The sequence below is a fragment of the Pseudoalteromonas xiamenensis genome (genome assembly GCF_030994125.1).
Taxonomy (GTDB): Bacteria; Pseudomonadota; Gammaproteobacteria; order Enterobacterales; family Alteromonadaceae; genus Pseudoalteromonas; species Pseudoalteromonas xiamenensis_B.
In genome coordinates this window covers 3,449,789-3,474,408 of record NZ_CP099917.1, presented here as the reverse complement: position 1 = coordinate 3,474,408, position 24,620 = coordinate 3,449,789, and the positions used below count along the sequence as shown (strand labels likewise).

The window sequence follows — 24,620 nt, the reverse complement described above, 5'->3', positions numbered from 1 at the left end:
TTATCACTACACTACAGTCAAGCAGTGGTATACAAAAAATAGAATTATGAACTTAACCAAAATTGCACTCAAAAACCCAGCTGGCGTAATCGTTGTGCTGGTGTTAGTTGCCTTGTTTGGCACACTCAGTATTTTTAAGCTCCCTATTCAACTCACACCAGATATCGAGGAGCCTCAAATTACCATTATTTCCGGATGGCGGCAGGCTGCACCGGAAGAGATGGAATCCATGATCATTGAGCCCCTTGAAAACGCGGTGAAAAACACCCCTGGGGCACTCGAAGTAAACACCAATATTAGCCAGGGATTTGGTTCAATCAATTTGACCTTTGCTGTAGGTACCGATATGCAGCAAGCGACACTCGATGTTCTGACAAATTTAAACCAAGCTCCACCTTTACCACTTGATGCAATGGATCCAATTGTGAGTGCCGGTGGCAGTGGTCAGGCGGGCGGCCCCAATGTCGCTACGTTACTTGTCGTGCCATTGGTGTATGGCGAACACACGGACATGGCCCAGTACCAAAAAGCCATCGATGACTTAATTGAACCACGTCTTGCACGTATCCCTGGTATTTCTCGAGTTAACTTAGCCTCCGAACGTCCCAAAGAGCTTCGTGTTACATTCGATCCTCACAAAGCGGCTGCGCTGGGCATAAGTATTAACGATATTCGTCGTACTCTTGCTTCCGCAAACGACACCTCAGGTGGTGTCGCTGACGTAGGAAGACGTCAATATACTGTACGATTTACGGGAAAGTACGATATCAATAATCTCGCACAAATGCGCATTGGCTATTCTCAAGAAAGACCTATTTACTTGGGGGACATCGCAGAAGTCTCTGAAACGACGACAGACCGTAGAGCACTTACATTAAGAAATGGCAAGCCCGCATATTACATTACACTGTCGCGAAGCAACGGGGCTAATACCGTTGCTGTTCTCGACGAATTGAACCAAACACTTAAAGAGCTTAATGAAGGTGTGTTGAAAGAAGCCGGTCTATCAATCGAGCTCAGCTACGATGCTTCCGTTCATATCCGTAATGCTCTGCAATTGGTGAAAAGCAACCTAGGTCTCGGTGTACTGCTCGCGCTCAGTATCTTATGGTTATTTTTACGTGGTATCCGAACCACGTTGATTATTGCCTCGACGATACCCGTTTCACTGTGTGTCGCATTTCTTGCATTAGCGGCATTTGACCGCAGTTTGAACGTTGTGTCTCTTGCCGGACTCGCCTTTGCTGTTGGCTTAGTGTTGGATGCGGCCATCATCGTTCAAGAAAACATAAGCCGTCTTAAATCGGAGGGGCTCGAAAACAATAAAGCGGCGCTTCGCGGGGCAACACAAGTTGCAGGAGCCTTATTTGCATCAACAGCAACCAGCGTCGCTATCTTCCTGCCCATCTTATTTATGGCAGGTATCGAAGGCCAGCTTTTCTCCGATCTAGCACTAACCTTATCCATTGCAGTGGTTGCCTCGCTGATTAGCGCAGTCACATTAATCCCTATTGCAAACCGTTATTGGCCAGAAACGCCTAAAGCCGACCCTTTTTCGAAGTATTGGCATCGCTTAACCGCAACAATTATGAAATCGACCAACACCAAGGTAAAACAACTTACTTGGATTGGTGCGCTTTTGGGCGGTTCTGCCGCCATTACCATTTTAATGTTGCCACAGACAGACTTTATGCCAAGAGCGCCAACTGACGGATTCTTTTATTCACTTATTACCCCTCCAGGTGGCAACATTGGTTACATGGAGGATGAACTCGCAAAACGCGTCAAAGCAAGGCTTGACCCGCATTACCATAAAGAGAAAGCACCCTATATTAAAGACTACAACTTCTATGTTTTCGGTTCAAATGCAGGAGGCTTTGTCTACTCCGCTGACCCACAACGTGTAGAAGAATTGATGAAAGTCGCACGTGAAGAAATTTTCACGGACCTACCTGATACACAAGTATTTCTGTTCCGTGGCTCGATGATCCAAGTAGCAAATGGCGGAGATGGTCGCACCATAAACTTGGATTTGAGTGGCCCAGACATGCCCGCATTGTTGGATGCGGCAAAAACAGCCCTTGCCGCTGTAACGGAGGCCATGCCTGATGCAACGGCTCAGCCACAGCCCAGTCTCGACTTGTCAGAACCAGAATTGCGTCTAGCACCAAACGATCGTCGAATCACACAAGCGGGATTAACACGTCAAGACGTAGCTCAAGCAGTGCAAGCGTTTACCAATGGTATGTTTATCAGTGAGTACTTTAACGGTAATGAACGCATGAACGTCATTTTACGTTCAAAACCATGGCAGAATCCGGAAGAGTTGTCCGAACTCCCTATTTCAACACCGTTGTCCGGAATTCAAACACTTGGTGAATTGACGTCGATTGAACGCACTGTGGGCCCAACACAACTTCGTCGGATTAATGGAAAACGTACTGTCAGTGTCCTAATAACACCACCCGCAAGTATGAGCTTACAAGAAGCACAAACAATCCTTCAAACCCAAGTATTACCTAAAGTGAAAGCCGTGCTCCCCGCAAGTTCCAGTGCTATATTGGCTGGCAATGCGCAAAAGATGAATTCTGCTATTGATGAAATGACCATCAATTTCTTTCTAGCGCTGTTTATTCTTTTCTTATTGATGACGGCATTATTCAAGTCTGCAAAAGATAGCATCTTGGTGTTGCTTGTCATGCCTATGGCGGTAGCAGGTGGAGTCATTGCACTGTGGTTATTAAATTTGTTTACTTTCCAGTCTCTCGATTTACTGACGATGATTGGTTTTATCATTCTGCTTGGTCTGGTCGTCAATAATGCCATTTTGCTAGTTGATCAAACACGCGAAGGGGAACGTGATGGTTTAACAAAATCAGAAGCAGTAAAGCAAGCAGTACTTATTCGTGCTCGTCCTGTCTATCTTAGTACTTTAACTAGCCTCTTTGGCATGCTGCCATTGATGCTCATGCCTGGCGTTGGCTCAGAAATCTATCGGGGCCTCGCTACCGTTATCGTTGGCGGTATGGCGGTCAGTGCAATATTTACGCTTTTCTTGATGCCAAGCCTGCTACTTCTTGGGAAACAACCAAAACCAACAAGTAAACAAGAATCGCAGAAGCCGCATCTCAATTTAGTTGCCAATCAATAGGAGTTATTATGTTAGGCAAATCAAAATTTCTATTATTGTCTGCATGTTTGTGGATTTACCCAGAGGCGTGGGCCGCACTTCCAGTAAAAGTGGAAAACTTAACATCGGAGCCCCTTATTTCTGAGTTGCAAATCCATGGAACAGTCAATGGTAAAAACGATGTTGAATTAGCCGCGGGGACGGCAGGATTGCTTGAAATGGTGATGCCTCCGGGTTCCTATATAAAGCAAGGTGAGCTGATTGCTAAAATTGATACCATTTCGCTCGAACTCGAAAAGGCACAGTATCAAGAGACTCTGAATCGCGCCAAAATCAATTTGCATTTTTATGAACAAGAGCTTACCCGATTAACGTCGCTTGCCAAAACAAACAGTGCCGCTGTGTCACAAGTGGACTCGATGCGAAATCAACGCGATCTGGCTAAGTCGGACATCGCGATGGCTGAAATTCGTTTACGGCAGGTCGACGACAAGATAAATCGTGCTTCGCTTCGTGCTCCTTTCGATGGTGTGGTAAGCGAACGGATGAAAATGGCAAACAGTGAGGTTAATCGTGCAGATGAACTTGTAAAGTTTATTGATATTAACAACTTAGAAGTCAGAGTTTTCGTCCCAGTGAAATACATTGATGCTGTCTCTTTGCAACAGGTTGTAAAAATTCAATCGAGCAGTAGTCTCAATACGGCTCGAGCAGAAGCTCAGGTTGATGCGATTATTCCTGCTACAGATACTCGTTCTCAAACCTTTGAAATTCGCGCCACACTTGAAAAACAAGCTTCAGGTAAATGGGCAAGTGGGCAATTGGTTGATGTTACCGTGCCGCTGCTTAACCAAAAGAATGTGCTGCTTGTTGACCGTGATGCACTTATTCTTCGTCAAGGTGGCGTACATATTGTTAAAATTAACGATGACAATACAGCGAAGCGAGTTACGGTTACAGTCGGTAAAGGACAGGGAAATCGTGTTGAAATCACCCCTGAAGATACGTCATTGTTAAAAGTTGGGGACAAAATAGCGGTTCGCGGTGCTGAACGTTTAAATGACGGACAAGCCGTAGAAATCCAATAACCTCCTCTCAGGCAGGTTACGATTCAACCTGCCTTGTGACCTCATCTTTCTAAAACACCGACTCGACTATAAAAATGCAAGTAATTGATGCCCTGCTGCAACCGAATGCGTTTCACCATGAAACACATTGTCTGCAGTTTGGCTGACAAATACTCCGCTTAACCAATCAAATACTTCTTTGTTGAAAGCAACCAAAAAAGGATAAGGAATATCTTGTGCATTTTCGACAATCGCCAGTTTTTTCGCTACTTCATCAATGATGAGTGCTCCATCGTTGAACTCAATACAAAAATACAGATTGTTAGCCACTTCTTGAAAACGTTGAGCGATATTTTTAATTCGTTGTGGTGATATACCTTGTGATTCCAAGAACCCAATCTCGGTGTCCACTTCTTCAATTGATTCAAGAAGTGCAGATAGGTCACTGGCTTCGATTGGTTGCTCAGACATAAATACTTCAGCAGAAATCGGGGGTTTTTCATCTCTGCCTGCAAGCGCTCCATTCATACCGGGCGAAAAGTCGAAGAATGCCTCTTCAAACAATTCACTGGTGTCTGCATCTCGCAAACTCGACGCGTAAATTTTTTCGTTTTGTATTAACGCATCGACCACCTCGTGTTCTTTCCGTAGTCCTCTCTCAATACTTGACCTGTGTTTAATATAGAATTGTTTAAAAATTTTATTTGAATCGCGGATTTGAGTGGCCAAGTGCTTCATATTGGTCAAATCTTTTTGGATTGAAATGTAATGCGTGACCTTACCGTCCGTATCTTTAATTTCGCTGATATTCCACTCAACAGGATAAATCGAACCATCTTTACGGTAGTTGACCGATGCACCATAGAAAAAACCTTTCTCGGCTAATTCTGGTTTTATCCTTTTTATCACTTGAAAGTTACTTTCAGGGCCTTGAAGTATTCTCGGCGACATGCCAACGAGTTCCGCCAATGAATAGCCGGTATTTTTGCAAAATACCTGATTTGCATAAACAATTTTATGCCCATTGTCTTCATCGGCGTCAGTAATGACCACTGCATGATGCGAGTGCATTAAAAGCTGTTTCAAAAGTTCCAGAGCCGAGCATTGCGCGACGAGTTGACCGAAAAACATGTGTTCTTCAAGCTCTTGTTCTCTCACTGACATACAAATTCTCCAAAGCAGATTACTGAAAGTCTAGTCAGCAATTCGTACCTTGTCAGAATCTAGCGAAAGAATTATTTCCCATTACTTCGCTGCTGCCACCGAAAAAATTCTTGCTGTTCACGAGTAAGACTTCCCCCTTAGATTCCACAATCTGACCATGCTCGGCCAGCATAGCTTCAGCGTTGTGCTCAATGGCGGCAAGGGTCACTTTCAATCGTTCAATATCATCATTTTCCAAACCAGCAAGTAGCTTCTCTGTCCTAAATTCAATTAATTCAACCAGTTTCCGATAGAGTACAACGCCTTCATCACTCAACATTACCGGCTTTGCTCTGCCCACGGAAAGTTCTGCCGGTTTCACTAAGCCGCGTTTAGTTAAGTCGTTTATTGCTCTGGTCACAGAGTACGGATCCAGTCTCGACTGATAGGCAACGTCCGCTGCCGTAATCGGTGAGTATGACCCGATGTTTAAAAGTACTCGAATTGAACGCGCATCGAGATCCATTTCGTAGCGAATTAAAGGATCTCTATCCAAGATCAGTAAGTTGCTTACTATCGCGATTCGATACGGAAAATGAGCCAATAAATCAAAAGGCTTTTCAATCTCTGTCGAAAGTACAAAAGCATCTCTTCGTGCTTGTGTTGGTTTTTTTGTAGACATTTATTTCAAACACTCTTACATTATGTTGCATATGCAACATAAATAAACAACAGGAAATATACCATGCCATTAGTTACCCCTTTGCCGCAAGATGCAAATGAAGAAGTTAAAGCGCTCGCGACCTTTTTCAATGAAACGTTAGGGTTTTGTCCAAACAGTGTGTTGACCATGCAGCGTAGGCCGCATATTGCAAAAGCGTTCATTAATTTGAACAAAGCGGTAATGGAAAATCATGGCCGAGTCACCTCTGAACAAAAGCGACTCATTGGCTATCTAACTTCAGCAAACACAGGATGTAACTACTGCCAGGCCCACACGATCTTAGCTGCACAGCGCTATGGCGGTAGTGATGAACGCTTGGCTGCCATTTGGCAATTTAGAGAAAGCACGTTGTTTAGTGCCGCGGAAAAAGCCGCATTTGAATTTGCACTTGCTGCTTCAAGTGTTCCTAATGCCGTAGATGAAATCATTGAACGCAATCTATCTTTGCATTGGGACGAAGGAGAAATCGTCGAAATTCTTGGCGTTATCTCACTTTTTGGCTATTTAAACCGTTGGAATGATTCAATGGCAACGACATTGGAAACCGGAGCAATTGATGCAGGGAAAACGTTGTTAACGACGTCGGATTGGCAGGTAGGTAAACATACCCAGTAGTAAAGTGAAAGCGCGCTCGGCGCGCTTTCTTATCGAGCTTGTGTCAGTGTTGACAAATCTAGTTTTAGAATTTTTGAACGTCGTTGGTAGTTGTATAGCGATTTTTTCTTCGCCGGTAAATCTTCAACATCCGCAAATTCAAAGCCCTGCTCTAAAAACCAATGAATACTACGTGTTGTTAATGCAAACAGTGTTTTGAACTGCATGTGTTTCGCTTGGTTAATCACAGAGCGCAGCAATACACTGCCTCGGTCAGCATCACGATATTGTGGATGTACCACTAAACACGCAAACTCTCCAGCTTCTTCTTCAGGAAATGGGTAAAGCGCCGCACATCCAATAATCAGACCATCACGGTCTATTACGCTAAATTGTTCAATTTCCATTTCAAGCTGTTCACGAGAACGACGCACTAAAAAGCCTTGTTCCTCAAGCGGACGGATCAAATCCAAAATACCACCAATGTCGCCGATGCAGGCGCGTCGGAGTTGCTCCGAACTCTGTGGTGCGATTTGCGTACCAATCCCATCGAGCGAGAATAACTCTTGCAGCAATGCACCATCTTCGCAGTAACTGACAATGTGACAGCGATGCACGCCTCCACGACACGCCTCGATAGCCGCTTGTAAAAAAGCAACTGTACTCATGCACGGTGGAATAATTTTGCGGTAGCGCTCAACGACTTTCTCCGCTTCGTTTGGCATCAGTTCAGGAATTACTTCACCTTTTTCATCGACAACACCACTCTCCATACAAAAACCGATCATTTTATCGGCCTTTAACTTAAGTGCTACTTGAGTCGCGACTTCTTCTGCCGTTAGGTTAAAGCTTTCACCGGTAACTGAAGCCGCCACCGGCCCAAGTAATACAATCCCATTGGTGTCTAATTGGCGACGGATGCCATTTACATCAATGCGTCTAACACGACCTGAATGACAATAATCCACCCCTTGGTCAACGCCCAAAGGTTGAGCGATTACAAAGTTACCACTTACGACGTTAATGTGGTTTCCCATCATTGGCGTGCTACTTAAAGACGTGCTCAAGCGCGCAGTAATATCTAATTGCATCGCTCCCGCGACTTGTTTGATCACTTTAAACGACGCATCGTCCGTCACACGGACGCCTTCATGAAATTGACAATCAATGCCTGACATCGCCAATGCTTCATCAATCTGAGGACGAGCGCCGTATACCAGCACAATTTTAATCCCAAGACTATTTAATAGCGCCACATCGTTAATAATACTGCGGTAACCACGTTGATTTACCGCTTCTCCACCGAGCATAACCACAAAGGTCTTGCCGCGGTGAGCATTAACATAAGGTGCTGACTGACGAAAACCATCAACAAGTTCGGTTGTACGCACTGATTTACTTTCCTCTTTATAAAACGTGAGCCAATCTCAACAATAGAAAGGTGACTATAGAGAATTTATATTCACAAATAAAGAATTAATATTCGTTTTTATCATTTTTTTATTTCGCTAATTTATGCGCTTCTCAATTTCCAAGTAAACATTTGTTTATGACCGTTCTGTCGTAAAGCTTATGCAAGACACTTTGACGGTTCTTTTTATGCTGCCGCAGGCTTAAACGCAATGCAACAAGACTCACAATGAGTATTTATTCATCACTAAATTATGTTATCCCGTTGCTGTGTTGACGCAGCTATCTTTACCTCCGCAAGTCATCAGAAGATGCGCCTTCCATTTTTTGATAGCTAAAATAATAGTCAGTGATTTTCTCTCCGCCAATTTGGAAGGCATCTTTCTCAATCGACATCAGAGTAAAGCCTGCACGCTCAAGTACTTTCATCGATCCAACATTGCCCTCGGAAACGACCGCGGCAAATTCGGTTACTTCTATCTCTATCTCACACCAACGAATCAGTTCATTTAGTGCTTCACTTGCGTATCCTTTACCATGAAACTCAGGTAAATAAAGATAGCCAATTTCACGGACCTGTTTTTCGTTAAATGAATACCCCAAAATCCCTATTTTTTGACCATCCTGCGTAAGAACACATAAACACAATGGCATTGATGTACTGTGATTCCCGCTCCCCAACCGCTCCGCAAATTTCAGTTGAAGCTCTTTATTGGTCGGTGGGTCAAAACATTGAGCGATAACACTTGGCGTTCGATGTAATGTTTCAAAAAGCACCCAGTCTTCCTTTGCCAAAGGCCGCAATTGCAAACGCTCCGAGTAAATTTCCAATTTCTTATTCATTTTAGAATTCCTTTAAAACCATATTGATAAACGGATAATTACAATTTCTTACTTGAATCTCAACCATGGCTTGGTTACCGTCTAACTTATAGCTTTTACGTTCAAGGAATGACATGCTCAAGCGAGTTACCTTTGCAATATCCTGTGTTGTCTTAATTTGCTTAGGTAGTTGGCAGTATAGAAATTCAATTGCTCTGTACATGATTAACCATTATCTGAAGCAGTATGATGCCCACGTGACATGTTTAGCCTTTTCATTGGACAAGCAGGCAAACATCCATATTGAATCCATGTGCATGGACTCCCCTATCGTTGCTGGGGTAATCAATAATATCGACATTATCTGGTCTTTCGAAGATAGACTTGCGCCTCGCATCCATTCTATTTCTATTCTATCTGCTGCTCTCGAGCAACTGACTTTAGCGCCGATGCCAAACGCTCAGCCAATGTCGATAGAAGACCAAGTCAATTCGGCGTTTATTCAACTGACCTCGATTAAAGTCCCCTTCTCCGTAGAGATTGCCAAGTTGCAAATGCTGTTGCCTGTTATCAACGAGCCCGTTTTACTTCGTGCGAAGTTATCCAGCACGAAAAAGTCTTTCTACATTAAAAACACAGAGCCAGCACAAAACCTTGCTTTGACATTAGAGATTGGCGAAGACGAGATATGCGCCGAGGGTAAAATAAACCTTCACTCAATTCATAGCCGACTCAAAGCTGTTCCACCATATGCCGAGTGGTTAAATACGATCACTAAGCTGGAAGGCGAGTTGGCCTATAAAATAGTGTGGGACAAACATCGATTAAACGCGCATGTAACGACAAACGGTCTTGACCTTGCACTTAGTAAAAAAAATCCCGACTATCCAATCTCTGTATATGGTGAACTCATTGCCGACTTTATCTTAGAAAAAAACCTACTTTCGATAAATATGCGTGACCAGCCTAAATTTAATGTGCAGTTTTCGACGCACCACTTCAACGAGTTGCTGGAAACGTACCAGTTGTCTGCTGCCTCATCGCAGTTCGTTTTGGAAAACGTATCCCCTTTATTCGAAATACAACCGAAAGGTCAACTCACGTTCAACCTTAACACGTTTGAAACCACGGCCGACGCGTTCAGTATTACGAATCAAAATCTCCAGTTTGAACTCGAATCGCTGCGTTATCACTTGAACGAAGAACAGGTAGTTTTATCTTTACTAAGCAAGGGTGAGTTATCTCTTGCATCTCTCTCCCCTCAATTTGTAAGCACTATGCATTACAACGGTCACGTTCAGCTGGTCCATGCAAAAGAACGAACGAATGTCATCATCGCACCTATTGAGCTATCGACACCTTTACTAAACGATGAGTTAACAGCACTAAAAGTTCAAAAACCAACTCTCACTTTATCTGGGTATGTGAACTTAACACCGAATCAAGCACCTGAATTTGAGTTAAAGCTTACTGCGAAAAGCGAGAGTGTGGCTAAAAACACCGATTTCATCGTGCCAGAAGTGACGACCGACTTCACTATTTTGGGTTCTGAAGGGAATGTTACGATAAGTGGTGAAGTGCTCAGTGACGCACTGCCCCTTGGCCGGTTAAACGTGCATGGCCCGATTAGCGCAACTCATGTAACCTTCAGTGGTGAAAAGATAAACGTGGCTAAACTCTTAAAGCAGATTAAAGCTCACGCTCTATCGCCCCTAAAGCCAACCAGCGGAACGCTCTCTTATAATTTTGAGTTAAACAATCTCAATCTATTTGAACCAAAACTAAACACCGCAAACGCGTCAGTAACCTTTCATAAGCTGTCAGGCAAGTGGCAAGATACGGCGTTTTCAACTTTAAGTTTCCATGATCAATTTAGTTTCGAAGACGCTCATTGGCAGAGCCAATCCACCGATGGTGTGCTTACTGTTGCCAGCATGCTGTCAGATAATACGCTGACTTCTCTACGTACAAACGTAAAGTTACGTCAAGTTCAGGAGTCATTCACTGTGCAGTTGCAAAATTTATCTGTAGAGGTGATGGGTGGGCAATTGAGTGTACCAGCCTTGCAATTGCCATTGGGTGAAGTGCAATCCATTGTCGTCTCAGTTGATAGCTTAAGTTTAAAGGAATTAGTCTCGGCACAACAGTCGCAAGGTATTGTTGTTGAGGGAACGATTTCAGGCAAGCTACCCGTGGAAATTGGCCAAAACACGAAAGGCGATGTTTCCATCCTTATTTCCAAAGGCTTGTTAAAGAATGATGGAGATGGCGTGATAAAAGTGAAAGATAATCCCGCGGTGTCTAGAATGAAGTCGCAACAAAGTAACTTGAGAATCGCATTTGAAGCCCTAGAAAATCTGCAATATCACTTGCTGAGCGCAAAAGTAAACATGGATGAAACGGGAGAAATGATACTGGATACCAAAATCCAAGGATATAACCCAGATATTGATAACGATGTAAATTTTAACTTGAACTTGAACTACGATTTACCCGGTTTACTTCAATCTTTGCTAATTGCCGAGCAGCTTGAGAAGAAGTTAACGGATCGCCTTATCCCAAAGGAGTCAAAATGAAACAGTTACTACTGAGTTTGCTTGCGGCAAGTGCACTTGCCGGTTGCACACATCGAATTGAAGTTGCAGCAAAAGAGCCAATCACCATCAACATGAATTTGAAAATAGATCATGAGATCCGCGTCAAAGTAGACAAGGAACTCGACACTTTATTTGAAGAAAACGAAAGCCTATTCTAAGGAGCAGACATGAACTTATTACACGTAATTAAAACTTCTGCCGTGACTATGATTGCATTGGCGTTCAGCGCAAGTGTGTTTGCTATGAGCTTACAAGATGCCAAAGACCAAGGTTTAGTTGGTGAACTGAGAAATGGCTATTTAGGGGTTGCTGTATCAAGCCAAGAAGTTGAAAGTTTGGTTAAAGACATCAATCAGAAACGTAAGATAGCCTATGAAGAAATTGCTGAGCGCAATAACCTCACGCTGGACCAAGTTGCGGCTCGAGCTGGGATAAAAAACCTCGAGCGAACGCAAGCGGGATTGCTGGTCGAAAATGCTCAGGGCCAATTAGTAAAAAAATAAACTTAAAAAAACAGGGGCATACTAATTGCCCCTCAACGTTTTAAGACCAGCCAAGAAAGACAGAAACGTTTTGAGGTGAATTCGATTAACAAAACACCGCCTATTCTGACATCCTACATCCCCAACAAAGGAAGGTGTTTGCGTTGGTGATAGGTAAGCGCTACTTCTACGCAATGTTTGATAGATGAAACAGGCCAAGGCTCCGCCAGATTTAATACAATTGCTCGATTGCCCTGAAAAACAAGCTCTGTGCCATACACTTCTTTGAACGTCTCAACTAACCGTGTTTGACAATGAAAAAAAAGAAAGCAATTTGTCGGGGAAGATACTGTCCAATCCATTCTAAGCGGACTGCCTTTGCTTACACTAAAACTAGGCGCACCCCATTTAAGTGACTCCGTCACGTCCCCCAATTTCAATTCATTGGCAAGTTCGAACACCATTTCACGAAGGTAACCTAACCTCACACGTGCTGTTTCAGGGTAGTTTGCAAAATGCTGTTCAATGTCTCTATTCATTTACGCTCCTTGTCACCTTACTTGCCAACTCGTACAACACCTAAAAATTCCCTTGGATAACAATAGCCTAATTATTTGCTTGGGTTCGCCTGGAGTTGTTGAAAGATACTCAGACGGTCGGCAACTTGCCAGTGTCCCGATATTCTATTATTTTCAAAAAAATACACGGTAGCGCCTGACATATGCAGTGTCTTTCCTGATGAGGGAAAACCGGCGATTTCACCTAAGTGTGTCCCTTTCCACAACCATGTCATACAAACATTGTCTTCATTTTCAAACAGCGATTGTATTTCAAAGCATTGATCTGGCACTGGCGCACGTGAAATCAATACCCTATTCTGAAATCCTGCGACATCTAACGTCATGCCATCCCATGGATCCCCAGGATCATGCATAATGTGATAAGAATCGGCCAAATATTCAGAGATAGCGCTTATGTCACCCTCATTCCAGACTCTTTGAATAAAATCTTTTAATATCTCTTTTTTCATCGTAAATCGCCCTTTTTATGATTAAACATCCTTGTTTTCATGCATTACAGCAAGGTCTTCAACAAAACAGATAGCTGATTTTGTTGAGTGTTATCTAGCGATGAAAACAACACGCGAGACGATTCAGTAAAAGACACTTTAGCCTCTTCATAAATCTGTTTTCCCGTCGCTGTAAGTTTGACTAGGCTTACTCGACTATCTCGCGGATTCGTTTCTTTTTCCACCAGACCGATTTTTTCTAGTGGATTTAATAGACGAGTGATCCCTGACGGGCTCAAACCGACTCGCTCTGCTAATTCATTACGACTCATTATATGTGAAGTCGTAATATACAACTGATTTAAAACGAAATAGTCTGATAAACCTAAACCATGAATAGAAAGCGAACTGCCTACACGCTTTTGAATCTTACTTTGCAGATTCATTAAATCTATCACCAACTGATCGACTGACTCTCCTAACATTTCACATATCCTTGATATATATTTGACTACACAAACATACATCAAAGATACTTGCTTAGTCAAGCATATATCAAAGATCAAGCATCAAAATTCACACAGCTCTAAATTATTTGAGGAATGTGGTATGTAACAAAATGACAGGATTGATTATTTTTTCAAAATCCCCCTGTATTAGACACACACTTTATCATCCGAACATAGTGATAGCAGCCACCCAATGAGTCGTTCGCCTGCTACCATTTCAGCAAAATTAACTTACGACAATATCTGCGATATTTTTAATACAACGTCGAGCCGTTTCGCTTATCCCGGATAATTGAAAAAATCCATGTATTACACCAAGATAACGCTCACAGTACGCATCAACACCTTGCGTCAACAAGTCCCTATACAACGCTTCACCTTCATCGCGGAGCGGGTCAAATTCGGCCGTAAAAATGTACGTAGCAGGCAAACCGCTATAATCCATTCCTTCAACTAAATTAAGTTCAGCTAACGTTTTGTGCGTTGCCCCGTTTCCCGCGTAAAGTGAAAAACCGGAAAGTAACATTTGTGCGGTAATGACAAAATCATCACCATATTGACGGTAACTTTCAGAGCGACCAAATGGGTCAAGCATTGGATAAATTAGAACTAACTTACGCGGTAGTGCAAAGTTATTGCGTTTCAAACGTAGCGCAGTTGCCAGTGCCAAATGTCCACCTGCACTGTCTCCGGCGAAAACCACGTTAGCAACGTCGCCGCCGACAATACAACCTTGCTGCATAATACCTTGCACAGCATGAAACACATCATCATGCGCTGCGGGGTAAGTAAATTCAGGCGCGAGACGATAAGAAATACACACGACAATGGCATTCGCCGCAGTTGCGATTTGTCGCAGCTGTATTTCATGAGTTTCAGTACCTCCACTGATAAAACATCCACCGTGAAAATAAATAACAATAGGCAACGTTTCGCCATGCACTGGACGATACACTGTAATTGGGATGCCGTTCGCCACATCCGTATGCTTTTCAATAGCACCGTGACATTCCCCCGCTAAAACCGTACTGGCTAAGTAGCCTGCTCGTCTTTCGTGAATGCTGCTTTTGGAGGGGCAAGGCTTCCCGATTGCTTGAAACTCATCGACTAGCTTTTGGATCCCTGATTCTAGAACATTGCTCATGTTAATTCAGTTTAAATTACAGTATATGGTCGCAATAATACCGCAACAACCCATGTATATAAACACAGTAATGGCCAATAAACTGTCATCGATGATCACGATTTATTCTATGCCGCGTGTTCAATCAACATACTGAGAACGTTGAGATTTGAGCGTTGCATCCGCCACCAAAGTTCACGTATGGTGAACAGAATAGCGTCAATTCTTTTAGCACATAGGTTCACACGTCGAAAGGACCTTCCATGACATTTCACTGCTGATGCTACTTCTCATATCCACAAGGTTGTTTGCGTACATCGGTGAGATCCAAGGTACACGGGAAAGCGCACTAAAGCATGCTTAGGCTAAAGCAAGCATCATAACTTAGAACGATGGAAAGTTTACTGTTGCGGACACATGAAAATGGCTTTGTCTGCCTTGTGTTCAGCGGTGAACATGGTCGATTAGAACCTTCGTGTCTAAATCGGGCAACCATGACCGCCGATTTTTCCAGTGTATGAGTACCAAACACACATGCTGCGAAACGGATACACATAGAGCCAATTTATTATGATGGTTTCTGAAGATTTGCGTTTGGTTCGTTTGTGTCACTCTTTTTATCAATCGGACTGTCACTAGCCCAATTTGTAAATCGGCCTCGTACAACGACGGTATTGGATATTTTATCTTGAATGGCCTGACGATTCGGATCCCAATAAATTTGGAAAAAGCCCATTAAACCTGTTGCAAATCCAGCACCGTAACCGCCATAACGACCAAACGTGTCCATTAACGAAAGTGCTTTACCATTGAGGTTAACTACGCTGATACCAAGAAGTCGTTTACCTGGTGTTTGCCCATCCCAAAGTAAGGTAAACAAACTAAAATAAGCAGCAGCCCAGCCAAATCCGAAGCCTAAATCTTCTATTAAGTCGCGGCCGTAATCTAAAATGCTGGTTGTGGGCTGTTGTGTGTCTTTTGTTAGGGCTGTAATTTCAGCTGGTTGACTAGTTGCCGTATGCTTGGGCGCAACAATTGACGTTGTACTCTCAGGCTGTGTCGAAACCAAGTCGACCATATCACCAAATACAACTAATGAAGTGATGACCATCATCCCAATCGCAATCAGTTTAGCCGGTTTTCGCCAAAGGAATGCGAGTCGGTGACTCATGCCTCGTTTTTGACTCAGATAAAAACCATAAGAGAAAAACAACCACAAGAGCGTGCTGCTCACCTCAGTCGCTAAAAAAATTAAAGCCACATCAATCATCATCGCTAAACCTCGTTCCCAAGGCTTCGCAAGTGGAAACCCCAGCAGTGGTTTGTGTACTTTAAATGCGTAAGGTGTAATGATTTCACGCGTTTCTTTATTCGTGAGGTGTAACGCTTCAAAATCTTTGGGTTCCATGCCTAAAGTCTCTTTTTTATTTTTACATTCGCTGTACTCAGTTTCACTCAGCCATGAAAGCCGCTAAGATATCTTTGACGCTAGTCATCTTAACGTGTCCATTTATTGTCAACAAGTGAGACTTTACTAGGCACTTGAGAGCAAACATTTTAAAAAAATAGACCATTATCACCTACGGAGATCGCCATGGATAGCGCAGCTATCGAGTTTTTAAGCTTACTCAAAAATCGTAGCAGTCAGCAAATTCGTGACGCGTTTGTACAGCTAGACGATTCTGCTAAAAATCACGTTTTAGAATGGCTATTTAAACAAAGCTCAAACCCCGAAGTCTACTCGGACATGCAAGGGCTCAGCGTTTTACTCATCGATGTTGACTCAATCCCAACGGGCTTTATGTCTTCTCTCGTAGAGGAAGATCGATTTGCTTTTTTTTACCTTGCTCTGCAATCAAAACAGCTATTACAAATGCAAAACCATCAAGGTAATACCCTGCTCCATCTGATGTTTGCGAACCCAAAGAAAACCACTCCACCATTCAATTTTATTCGTTCCCTACTGCTTTTTGAGCGAAATGAAGACATCGCAAAATGTTTGACGGTTCGAAATCAACAAGGCCTAACGCCGATTGAAGCCTACCTAGCCCATCACACTTCACTTGCGCCACTTGCCACGCCTGAAATGGGCGCGCTGATTGGTCTGATGGAAGCAGAAAAATCGCAACTCACCTCGGTGGACTTGAACAACTTGGGATTGATCTTAAAACACCTTTGCCATGTTCATGGCAAAACCACACTACTTAAAGCAAAGCATCGCCTAATTTTGCTTGGTGCGTATTTCAATTACAGTGAATCTGACATAGAGCAGCGCATACACGCAGCTCTATTTTAAGGCGGGAGAGCTATAATGCTGTTTGTCCGACATCAAAAACAACAAGCGCATTATTCTTTCCAAGTGCCACAAACAACAATTGTTTGTGTTCATCTAACGTAATGGATGAAATACCGCTGAGCTTCCCTTTTGAAGTATGAACAAGCTTCCGTTGCAAACTTAAGTGCCCTGCACTATCAATATTGAATTCTAACAACCCTTCTCCCCCTCTCCTGCGGCGAAAAGTCGTTTTCCGTTACTTGAAAGTGCCAAACTACTCGCCCCCTCTAATCCGCTTCCACCGATGTCTCTACTGTCAATAATGTCGAAAGGGACAAATAAGTCATCTGCAGAGCGCTTAAACACGTTGATTGCACCGCTTTTTGCCGAGGCTACGTACAGAAATCGTCCATTTTTTGAAGCGACAATTTTTTGCGGTTGAAGTAAGTCCTTAACACCATTTTCGCCGTTTTTGATGACTTGCATTAACGTCAAGGCACCTTGATCATTGCGGTGGAACACGGTGACTTGATTTCCTTCAAACCCGCTAACATATAGCTCATGATCATTGTCAGCTAGTGCAAGTCCAATTGGATTACCAAGTGATTGTGCGTCATCCTCAGTCGCTTTTATAATGTGTGATAAGGTCAACGTATTCGTCGCTGTAATGTTAAATACCGCAACGGCATTACTCATGTAACTTGCAACAAACAGTTGGGTTGAATCCTTCGTTTTAACAACGTCCCAAGCACCTAGCAATCCGAGCTTGTCTAAAGCACCAACAGACTCGTTGCCATGGAACACCTGTTCATACCCAAGTTTATCTGAAAGTGTTTGTAGTGAATGGAGACCGTCACTCTTGGCCGTAAATACTGAGATTGCGCCGTCATAAAACCCAGAGACAACCGCTGAACTATTACCTAGCGCAACAACACCGGTTGCTCCTTCTAGACCAAAGGTATCTGGCTGAGAATTCTTTGCAATACCTTGAAATGACAGTGTTCCACTGGCATCAATTGCAAATGTCGCCAACGCGTTGTCATCACCGCTTGCAACAAAGACACGTAAGCCATCTCCCGATACGGCTATGTTACGAGGGTTTCCTAGTCCATCTACTCCCATCACGTCATCGAGAAGATATTGTTTCAGCGCCAACGGATTTGTTGCCTCGTTTGCGTTACACAGCCATGTTAAACCCGCGCATAACGCAAGTATTACGCTTCTTTTACGCATAGTAAGATTCAACTTCCTTTCGTTGGTATCGTATTTATTTTGATTGGTGCTTGGTTATGTCGTGATATTGCCATAGCACATTGATAATTTGCCAGTTACCTTGTTCATTTTTGACCAGATGCATGTAATCTATCCAATCATCTGCGGTCAATTTAACTGAGGCAACACGGTTGGTGATATCTAAGATTTGGATCTCTTTTTTAGGCACCTTGGGGAATTTATCCCCCGCTATGTTGTACGTTTTCGCGACACTCAGCATAACCGATTTGTCAGACTCCAATAGGGTGTCATTACCCTCGCCGTCAAGCCAATAGGTCCGTTTCGCGAGTTTAGAGTGCAATGCCCTATCCATTCGCGCTTCATTTGATTGGTGTTGTGATTCGATGTAATCAAGCGCGGCTTGTCTAACTTTATCCTCGTCCGAGGCCTGAACGTGTCCCGCAATGGATAAAAATAGGAGGCTTCCTGACATCAATAATTTCATTTTCTTAATTCCTTAATAAATTCAACTTCACCATCATCATACCGCTTAACGAGCTTCCAGCCGTTTTTCAAATAAAAACGAGCAGCTCGTGTATTGTTGTCTGTTGATAGATTCGCATGTGTATGTCCTAAGTACGCTAACCACGTGATCATTTGTGACATTAATTTTTGGCCGATCCCCAGTCGTTCAAATTCAGGGTCGATAAACAGCGCCCAAATGTTCGCCGTATCACGATTCGCTGCAGCAAAACCCACAATTTTACCTTTGCTTTCACACACCCAAGTACGCCCACATTTATCCAGATAGTCCACGTACATCTCTGTCGTCACTTTTCGAGGGTCGCTCAAAATGTTCTCTTTAACTGCACCACGGATTACTTGTAATTGAGGTATGTCGTTAGAAACGGCTAATCGATAGATAAACTGACTCAATGGGATTCCTCATGAAAGTTAGGTCTCTGTACTAGACCTATATATTGTTGAATTTATTTCAAGTAGTTTACCTGATTAACACGCTTTCGCCTGTCGTAAAAAAGTTTGCATTTCGTAACAGTATGTTAAGTTTGATTTGTTCGGGTCAGACATAACACATAAGGAAGCACATTTTGGAAATAGCAATTTATCAAGTAGATGCGTTTGCAAGCCAGGTATTTTCAGGAAACCCTGCCGCGGTTTGCCCCTTAAGCGAATGGCTTGAAGACGGACTATTACAATCGATAGCCGAAGCAAATAATTTGTCTGAAACGGCCTTTTTTGTGTTCAAGCAGAATTTCGTTGAACTCCGATGGTTTACCCCAAATAGCGAGGTCGACTTGTGCGGACATGCGACGCTTGCGGCCGCTCACGTGTTGTTTCAACATCTCAACTACTGTAAACAAGCCATCCATTTTCAGACTCGTAGCGGTGAACTCGTTGTGGAGAAAAACGGTGACGCTTACGCGCTGAATTTTCCTGCCTCTATGCCGACTCTAACTGCACCACCTCCTGCGCTACTTGAGGGTTTAGGCGTTGCACCTAAAGCCGTCTATTGTGCATTTGATTATATTGTCGAACTTGAAGATGAAGCGAGTGTTAAGTCTCTCGAACCTAATTTAATGGCATGGAAACAATTAGATAAACGCGGTGTTGTGGTCACGGCTCCAGGTCTTTGCGTTGATTTTGTGAGTCGTTGTTTTTTCCCCCGTCTTGACGTAGATGAAGACCCTGTAACCGGTTCAGCGCACTGCGAACTCGCGCCACTTTGGTCAAACCTACTGGAAAAAAAGACGTTACAAGCAAAACAATGCTCCAAACGAGGTGGTGAAATGACGTGTATCGTCGAGGGCGAACGAGTTACGCTCATAGGTCATGCGGTTGACTATATGAAAGGCACCATCACACTCGACTCGACCTGCAGGTAATGGTTTTTTGTCATTGCTCAATGGCGACGCATAACACGGCATGCTTCGCCATACTTAGATTTCGTTAAAGTACATTAAACATGTTCGAACTTGTAACCCACGCCATAAATAGAATGAATGAATTCAAGTTCAGGAGCGATGGTCGCAAGCTTCTTCCGCACCTTTTTTATGTGACTGTCAATTGTGCGGTCACTCACAATGCGATCGTCTTCATAAATACTATCCATAAGTTGGTCGCGGTTATAGATTCGCCCAGGATGCATATACAGTTTTTGCAATAATTGAAATTCAACGGCTGTCAAACTGACTTTATTTGACTGAAAGGTGGCAAATAATGTTGTTTCATCAATAGCCAGCCCTTCATTTTGCTGGATTTCCACGGGTGTCTGCATAAACGATACCCGTCTCAAAATCGCTTTAACTCGGGCAACCACTTCTCTTGGGCTGTAAGGTTTGCACACGTAGTCATCTGCACCCAGCTCAAGCCCTAACAGGCGATCAACCTCTTCCACTTTAGCGGTAGTCATCACAATAGGCACCGTAGAACGTTGACGAATGTGTTTACAAATAGTGATACCATCAACGTTTGGCAGCATAAGGTCCAACAGGACCACGTTTGGTTGGAACGCTTCAAATGCCGAAATCGCTTCACCACCGTCGTACACCACTTTTACCGAATAATTACTCTGTTCAAGGTATTTCGCCAGTATATCCGCAAGTTTCTTCTCGTCCTCAACTACTAGAATGCGCTCAGACACCTATTACTCCTTAAAAAACTCTATTTGCATTGACACACCACCTAATGGACTGGTTCTCGCTTGAATTTCACCGTGGTGGGCTGAAACTATGCTACGACAAATCGCCAAGCCGAGTCCAGAACCACCAGAGGCTCGGTTTCTATCATCTTCAACACGATACAAACGCTCAAATAGTTTCTCAATTTTATCCGCACTCACACCCGGCGCACTGTCTTCCCAATTGACGAAAATACGTTCAGCCGATTCGGCAATCGTAACTTGAATTTGGCCCGGCTGAGTGACACTTGAATCAGTATAGCGCAATGTATTTTGCATGAGATTATCAAAAAGTTGAGTTAAGCGCTCAGCGTCACCGAGTAACTTCCCACTAGAAACCGCGTCAAATTGCACTTGGAAGCCACGCTGTAACAAGATCCCCTCATGCTTATCCAACACTCTGCGCACCACATCGCTGACATTGATTGTTGCCATGGTGTAAGTCAGCGCGCCTCGGTCTGCAAGTGACAACTGATGTAAATCGTCAACTAAACGGGTTAAGCGGGCCATTTCATCATGCAACGATTTAACCGCATAGTCATTCATTTCAATAATGCCATCCATCATGCCTTCGAGCTCTGCTCGAATAACGGCGATAGGTGTCCGTAATTCGTGGGAAATATCTGCAATCCATTGCCGTTGAGCTAACCTATTTGCGCTCAACGTTTCAGCTAGACGATTCATATCACGTGCAAGCTGCCCAATTTCATCTTTGCTTTTGGGTTTTAATTTTACTTGATAGTTTCCACTCGCCAGTTCACGTGCATTGAACCGCAACGTTAAAATGGGTTTGACGAGGTATTTACTGAATGGCAAGGCAACAACGAAAGACAATATAAGGACAATGATTGCGATGTAGGTAAACTGCCTTTGTTGTTCTTTTTCAAACAGCAGATCAAACTTTGCGTTTACGCGAGAGCCATTCTCAATGCCCAAATAACCTAATATTCGGCCAGTTCCTGCTGTTTCACCGCTATCATCGCCTTCGCGTAACGGGATCCAAAGTGCGGATTCCGCCATACGCTCAGTACCAAGAATAATTAGGTTCGACGCTGTTTTAAACATCAAACGTTCTTCACCCGCGCCTCGTCTTGGTGGTCTTGGTTCGAATCCTGAATCATCGCGAGGCCGGCGGAACTCGTCTTCATCTTCAGGTCGCGGTCTTCTTAGTCGACCTTCATCTTCGGCTCGCGGTCTCTGAAAGCCATTATTGTCATCGAACCGCGGACGTCTTGGCCGTTCACCTTGCTGATCGTCTCTTGGTGGCGGAGGTGGTGGTGGCCTTCTTGCGAAACCATCCTGTTGATTTTGTTGATATCCAAGCTCATTTCTGCGCTGTATGGCACTGGGGGAAAGATCCCCTTTTTGGCGATAAACCATCACAATAGCTTCAAACGGCTCACTGCCTGGATGGATCCAGTCAACGTTTTGTTGTTGCTTTAGCTCTTTAACGAATGCCTCAATGACGGGAATCAACGATACCCGAGCAGTACCTTGAATGTATTGAGAAAAACTCTTTTCGAACGCGATTTGATTCGCAATAAAAATAGCCAATACGACAAGCGTATTGGCTGCTAAGATCATTACAAGTAGTTTGGCTCGAATCGAGTTCAACATTTTAAAGCGGATTGCCTCGCCCATCGGTTGCATTAAGCCTTAAATTATCAGGATTAGTTTGTTGATTGCTAGGAATAAATTGAGAAATACACGTTTTATCTTTCGCACAATGATCAGTAAGTGATTCTAAGAACGCCACCAAATCCTGTTGTTGCGCTTGGTTTAGTCGCGCAGGCTGGAAAGGTGACTGCCCAAGTAAACGCAATGCTTCTTCCGAGTTTTCAATTGCATTTTGGTTCAAAGTCTCACAATCGGTAAAGCGACTGAACTGACGAAGGCTACATGCTCCTCCTCTTGCAAAGAACGCATCAACACTCGCAGGTGGATTGGTATAATGGCGTACCACTTCCGGCAAGTTACGGTAAGCCCCAGCATGTCCGTAAGGTGCTGTAAGAGAGACGTTAATCAAACTTGGTACTTTAAAAGCAAACTGATCGCGAGGTACGTTTGACAGTAAACCTCGACCTTTATCACTGTGATCGGCTTCCTTTCCAGGACCAAGCTGTGGAAACGCTAAGTTAAAGAAACCGTCATTGGTGAATCGCTCGCCACTATGACATCCAACACAACCTGCTCCACCTTGGTTTTGCGGTGTAAAGAATAAAACTGCGCCGCGTTTTTGCGCGTCATTTAATGCGGCTTTGTCACCTCGAACATAACGGTGCCAGTCCGTATCTACAAAGGTCATGGATTGTTGGTAGCTGCTTAGCGCCATTGCAACACTGTCAAACGTGATTAACGATTCTCGGCTTTCATTCGAATTAAACGCACTTCTGAATTCAGTAAGCCAATCATTCGTCGCTAAATCGCCTTCTTCTGAACCATAATCCCCAATTCGAGAAGCAATGTGTTGGCGAATTTCTGCGGTAGTTGTCGCCTCTGGAAATCCAGTACCTCGCATTTCCTCCGTAGACGTGACTGGAAAACGAGATAACGCATCGACTAGATTATCCGGTACAGCCACATCAATTACACCTAAACCAGAATCTGGCGTGCTAACACCCGTTGCAACACTGCCATCCGGTTGTGTCTGAGTCACTCGCTCAACACGCCCATCCCAGAAAAGCGCTCGCGGTGCGAGTCCTGTGTTAAACACAGTGGGAGAGTTGCGAGGAATATTAATTTCCTCATCCACAGGACGTCGACCAGGTCCTACAACGTCTTCTCGAACAGCATTCACGCCAACGGCTAACGACAACGAATCCGTGCCGCCGAGCGATGGATGATGACAGCTTGCACAAGCAACCGACTTTTCGCCACCGATCCCTTTGGTAAAGAACAGTTTCATTCCAAGTTGAGCAATCGGGTCGCTAATATGTGGCTGATGTTCTGCAGCAGGGATAACACCTGTCAGCCCTTGATTTTGAATAATTGTCGCCAGTGTATCGTCTAATGCACCAGTCTCTACCGTTGGTGGAGGCGGGTTACGTGGCGGAGGCGGTGGTGGTAAAGGTCTCGGTGCAAACGCTGCTACACTCGGTAAACTCACAACCGCGGTTGATAAAATTCCTATCGCTAAAGCCTGTTTCATGACGTTCATTGTTCTTCTCCAACGGTATCCTTACCATGAAGATGAACCAGAATTGTGCAAACAATATGCACAATGCAAAAATAATACAACAAAGCCTATTTTATAAGCTCGCTCTCATCAGGGTAATGAACTACAGGAAAACTGAAGGCAACTTTCGTCATAAACAAAAAACTGGCAACAAACATCCAACGCGATAAATCGAGAGCAGAAACAAACAGTAAGCCAACAGCTAAACACAACCCAGCAACAAACAATTGCAAACGGTGACCGTTCAACAAGTTAACTAAAGTAGCCATTAAAATGGTCACTACCCACACAAAACTCGCTTCAAGCAAAAACGCATTCAATAACAAAGCAAAGAGAAGAATATGAACATGAGAGGCAATAAACCACCAGCGACGTTTCTCGTTTTCCATGTAATAGCGATTTGTCCCACGAGTGAAATTTGCCAGACAACCGCAAAGGACATCCGCTAGAATGATGTGTGCAATAACAACACGCCAAGGGCTGACCGAATTGCTCGGTTCAAGCCACGGTGTATAGAAATACAACCAAATAAATAACGTACCGACCACACCAAATACGAATGTAGCCGCTATTTCAAATGGACTTTGTTGTTTGCCAAATACCTCATGAAGAGATTTTGGCATCGGGTTAGGTTCAAACATAAACAACTC

At 43.7% G+C, this 24,620-nt stretch carries 25 protein-coding genes; 8 read left to right on the top strand and 17 right to left on the bottom strand.

The window, feature by feature from the left end; all coding sequences use genetic code 11:
• The first annotated feature begins 46 nt into the window (after positions 1 to 46).
• Both NI389_RS16225 and NI389_RS16220 read left to right on the top strand, forming a co-directional pair.
• Positions 47 to 3,151 (top strand): efflux RND transporter permease subunit, encoded by a 3,105-nt coding sequence (locus tag NI389_RS16225; RefSeq protein ID WP_308360872.1) that lies wholly within the window; start codon positions 47 to 49, stop codon positions 3,149 to 3,151.
• A gap of 8 nt (positions 3,152 to 3,159) precedes the next feature.
• Positions 3,160 to 4,218, top strand: a complete 1,059-nt coding sequence (locus NI389_RS16220) for an efflux RND transporter periplasmic adaptor subunit (RefSeq protein ID WP_308360871.1) — start codon at positions 3,160 to 3,162, stop codon at positions 4,216 to 4,218.
• Positions 4,219 to 4,284: 66 nt separating this feature from the next.
• Here NI389_RS16220 and NI389_RS16215 read toward each other — a convergent pair whose 3' ends face one another.
• Both NI389_RS16215 and NI389_RS16210 read right to left on the bottom strand, forming a co-directional pair.
• Complete coding sequence (locus NI389_RS16215; RefSeq protein WP_308360870.1) at positions 4,285 to 5,361, bottom strand: PAS domain-containing protein; 1,077 nt, start codon at positions 5,359 to 5,361, stop codon at positions 4,285 to 4,287.
• Positions 5,362 to 5,413: 52 nt separating this feature from the next.
• Complete coding sequence (locus NI389_RS16210) at positions 5,414 to 6,022, bottom strand: MarR family winged helix-turn-helix transcriptional regulator (protein WP_308360869.1); 609 nt, start codon at positions 6,020 to 6,022, stop codon at positions 5,414 to 5,416.
• A 63-nt stretch (positions 6,023 to 6,085) separates the two neighbouring features.
• Here NI389_RS16210 and NI389_RS16205 point away from each other — a divergent pair, with 63 nt between their 5' ends.
• The gene (locus NI389_RS16205) at positions 6,086 to 6,679 is read left to right on the top strand and encodes a carboxymuconolactone decarboxylase family protein (protein WP_308360868.1); all 594 of its coding nucleotides are present in this window, start codon (positions 6,086 to 6,088) and stop codon (positions 6,677 to 6,679) included.
• A 29-nt stretch (positions 6,680 to 6,708) separates the two neighbouring features.
• On the opposite strand, the gene argA is transcribed toward NI389_RS16205, so the two are convergent.
• Positions 6,709 to 8,049: an amino-acid N-acetyltransferase gene (argA, locus tag NI389_RS16200; RefSeq protein ID WP_308360867.1), complete on the bottom strand. Its 1,341-nt coding sequence runs from the start codon at positions 8,047 to 8,049 to the stop codon at positions 6,709 to 6,711.
• Between the two features lie 307 nt (positions 8,050 to 8,356).
• Positions 8,357 to 8,911 carry a GNAT family N-acetyltransferase gene (locus NI389_RS16195; RefSeq protein WP_308360866.1) on the bottom strand — a complete coding sequence of 185 codons (555 nt, stop codon included), beginning with the start codon at positions 8,909 to 8,911 and terminating at the stop codon, positions 8,357 to 8,359.
• 113 nt (positions 8,912 to 9,024) lie between these two features.
• Between NI389_RS16195 and NI389_RS16190 the strand changes: the two genes are divergently transcribed.
• The 3 genes from NI389_RS16190 to NI389_RS16180 are packed head-to-tail and all read left to right on the top strand — an operon-like array spanning position 9,025 to position 11,990.
• Entirely contained in the window at positions 9,025 to 11,466 is a 2,442-nt protein-coding gene (locus NI389_RS16190) for a YdbH domain-containing protein (RefSeq protein ID WP_308360865.1), read from the top strand.
• Entirely contained in the window at positions 11,463 to 11,645 is a 183-nt protein-coding gene (locus NI389_RS16185; protein ID WP_308360864.1) for a YnbE family lipoprotein, read from the top strand. Before NI389_RS16190 ends, NI389_RS16185 begins: the two co-directional genes overlap by 4 nt.
• A 9-nt stretch (positions 11,646 to 11,654) precedes the next feature.
• Complete coding sequence (locus NI389_RS16180; RefSeq protein ID WP_308360863.1) at positions 11,655 to 11,990, top strand: YdbL family protein; 336 nt, start codon at positions 11,655 to 11,657, stop codon at positions 11,988 to 11,990.
• A 113-nt stretch (positions 11,991 to 12,103) separates the two neighbouring features.
• Here NI389_RS16180 and NI389_RS16175 read toward each other — a convergent pair whose 3' ends face one another.
• The 5 genes from NI389_RS16175 to NI389_RS16155 all read right to left on the bottom strand — a co-directional run bounded on the left by NI389_RS16175 (position 12,104) and on the right by NI389_RS16155 (position 16,018).
• Positions 12,104 to 12,508 carry a DUF1801 domain-containing protein gene (locus NI389_RS16175; protein ID WP_308360862.1) on the bottom strand — a complete coding sequence of 135 codons (405 nt, stop codon included), beginning with the start codon at positions 12,506 to 12,508 and terminating at the stop codon, positions 12,104 to 12,106.
• 71 nt (positions 12,509 to 12,579) lie between these two features.
• Positions 12,580 to 12,999, bottom strand: coding sequence for an ester cyclase (locus NI389_RS16170; RefSeq protein ID WP_308360861.1), 420 nt, complete (start codon positions 12,997 to 12,999; stop codon positions 12,580 to 12,582).
• Positions 13,000 to 13,043: 44 nt separating this feature from the next.
• Positions 13,044 to 13,463, bottom strand: a complete 420-nt coding sequence (locus NI389_RS16165; protein WP_308360860.1) for a MarR family winged helix-turn-helix transcriptional regulator — start codon at positions 13,461 to 13,463, stop codon at positions 13,044 to 13,046.
• Positions 13,464 to 13,713: 250 nt separating this feature from the next.
• Entirely contained in the window at positions 13,714 to 14,631 is a 918-nt protein-coding gene (locus tag NI389_RS16160) for an alpha/beta hydrolase (protein ID WP_308360859.1), read from the bottom strand.
• A gap of 547 nt (positions 14,632 to 15,178) precedes the next feature.
• The gene (locus NI389_RS16155; RefSeq protein ID WP_308360858.1) at positions 15,179 to 16,018 is read right to left on the bottom strand and encodes an RDD family protein; all 840 of its coding nucleotides are present in this window, start codon (positions 16,016 to 16,018) and stop codon (positions 15,179 to 15,181) included.
• A 186-nt stretch (positions 16,019 to 16,204) separates the two neighbouring features.
• Here NI389_RS16155 and NI389_RS16150 point away from each other — a divergent pair, with 186 nt between their 5' ends.
• A complete protein-coding gene (locus NI389_RS16150; RefSeq protein WP_308360857.1) occupies positions 16,205 to 16,906 on the top strand; it encodes a hypothetical protein in 702 nt (233 codons plus the stop codon).
• A 10-nt stretch (positions 16,907 to 16,916) separates the two neighbouring features.
• Here NI389_RS16150 and NI389_RS16145 read toward each other — a convergent pair whose 3' ends face one another.
• Genes NI389_RS16145 through NI389_RS16130 form a run of 4 tightly spaced genes read right to left on the bottom strand, consistent with a single transcriptional unit; the run spans position 16,917 to position 19,033 of the window.
• Positions 16,917 to 17,102: a hypothetical protein gene (locus NI389_RS16145; RefSeq protein WP_308360856.1), complete on the bottom strand. Its 186-nt coding sequence runs from the start codon at positions 17,100 to 17,102 to the stop codon at positions 16,917 to 16,919.
• Entirely contained in the window at positions 17,096 to 18,118 is a 1,023-nt protein-coding gene (locus NI389_RS16140) for a lactonase family protein (protein WP_308360855.1), read from the bottom strand. The genes NI389_RS16145 and NI389_RS16140 overlap by 7 nt, the downstream gene beginning before the upstream one ends.
• Positions 18,119 to 18,152: 34 nt before the next feature.
• Positions 18,153 to 18,602, bottom strand: coding sequence for a nuclear transport factor 2 family protein (locus NI389_RS16135; RefSeq protein WP_308360854.1), 450 nt, complete (start codon positions 18,600 to 18,602; stop codon positions 18,153 to 18,155).
• The gene (locus tag NI389_RS16130; protein ID WP_308360853.1) at positions 18,599 to 19,033 is read right to left on the bottom strand and encodes a GNAT family N-acetyltransferase; all 435 of its coding nucleotides are present in this window, start codon (positions 19,031 to 19,033) and stop codon (positions 18,599 to 18,601) included. The genes NI389_RS16135 and NI389_RS16130 overlap by 4 nt, the downstream gene beginning before the upstream one ends.
• A 173-nt stretch (positions 19,034 to 19,206) precedes the next feature.
• On the opposite strand from NI389_RS16130, the gene NI389_RS16125 reads away from it, so the two are divergent.
• A complete protein-coding gene (locus NI389_RS16125; protein WP_308360852.1) occupies positions 19,207 to 20,001 on the top strand; it encodes a PhzF family phenazine biosynthesis protein in 795 nt (264 codons plus the stop codon).
• A 74-nt stretch (positions 20,002 to 20,075) separates the two neighbouring features.
• Here the strand turns inward: NI389_RS16125 and NI389_RS16120 are convergent, their stop codons facing one another.
• The 4 genes from NI389_RS16120 to NI389_RS16105 all read right to left on the bottom strand — a co-directional run bounded on the left by NI389_RS16120 (position 20,076) and on the right by NI389_RS16105 (position 24,611).
• Positions 20,076 to 20,759, bottom strand: a complete 684-nt coding sequence (locus NI389_RS16120) for a response regulator (RefSeq protein WP_308360851.1) — start codon at positions 20,757 to 20,759, stop codon at positions 20,076 to 20,078.
• A 3-nt stretch (positions 20,760 to 20,762) separates the two neighbouring features.
• Entirely contained in the window at positions 20,763 to 22,412 is a 1,650-nt protein-coding gene (locus tag NI389_RS16115) for an ATP-binding protein (RefSeq protein WP_308360850.1), read from the bottom strand.
• Between the two features lies 1 nt (position 22,413).
• Entirely contained in the window at positions 22,414 to 23,952 is a 1,539-nt protein-coding gene (locus NI389_RS16110) for a cytochrome-c peroxidase (RefSeq protein WP_308360849.1), read from the bottom strand.
• Between the two features lie 86 nt (positions 23,953 to 24,038).
• The gene (locus tag NI389_RS16105; protein WP_308360848.1) at positions 24,039 to 24,611 is read right to left on the bottom strand and encodes a hypothetical protein; all 573 of its coding nucleotides are present in this window, start codon (positions 24,609 to 24,611) and stop codon (positions 24,039 to 24,041) included.
• Between the last annotated feature and the right edge of the window lie 9 nt (positions 24,612 to 24,620).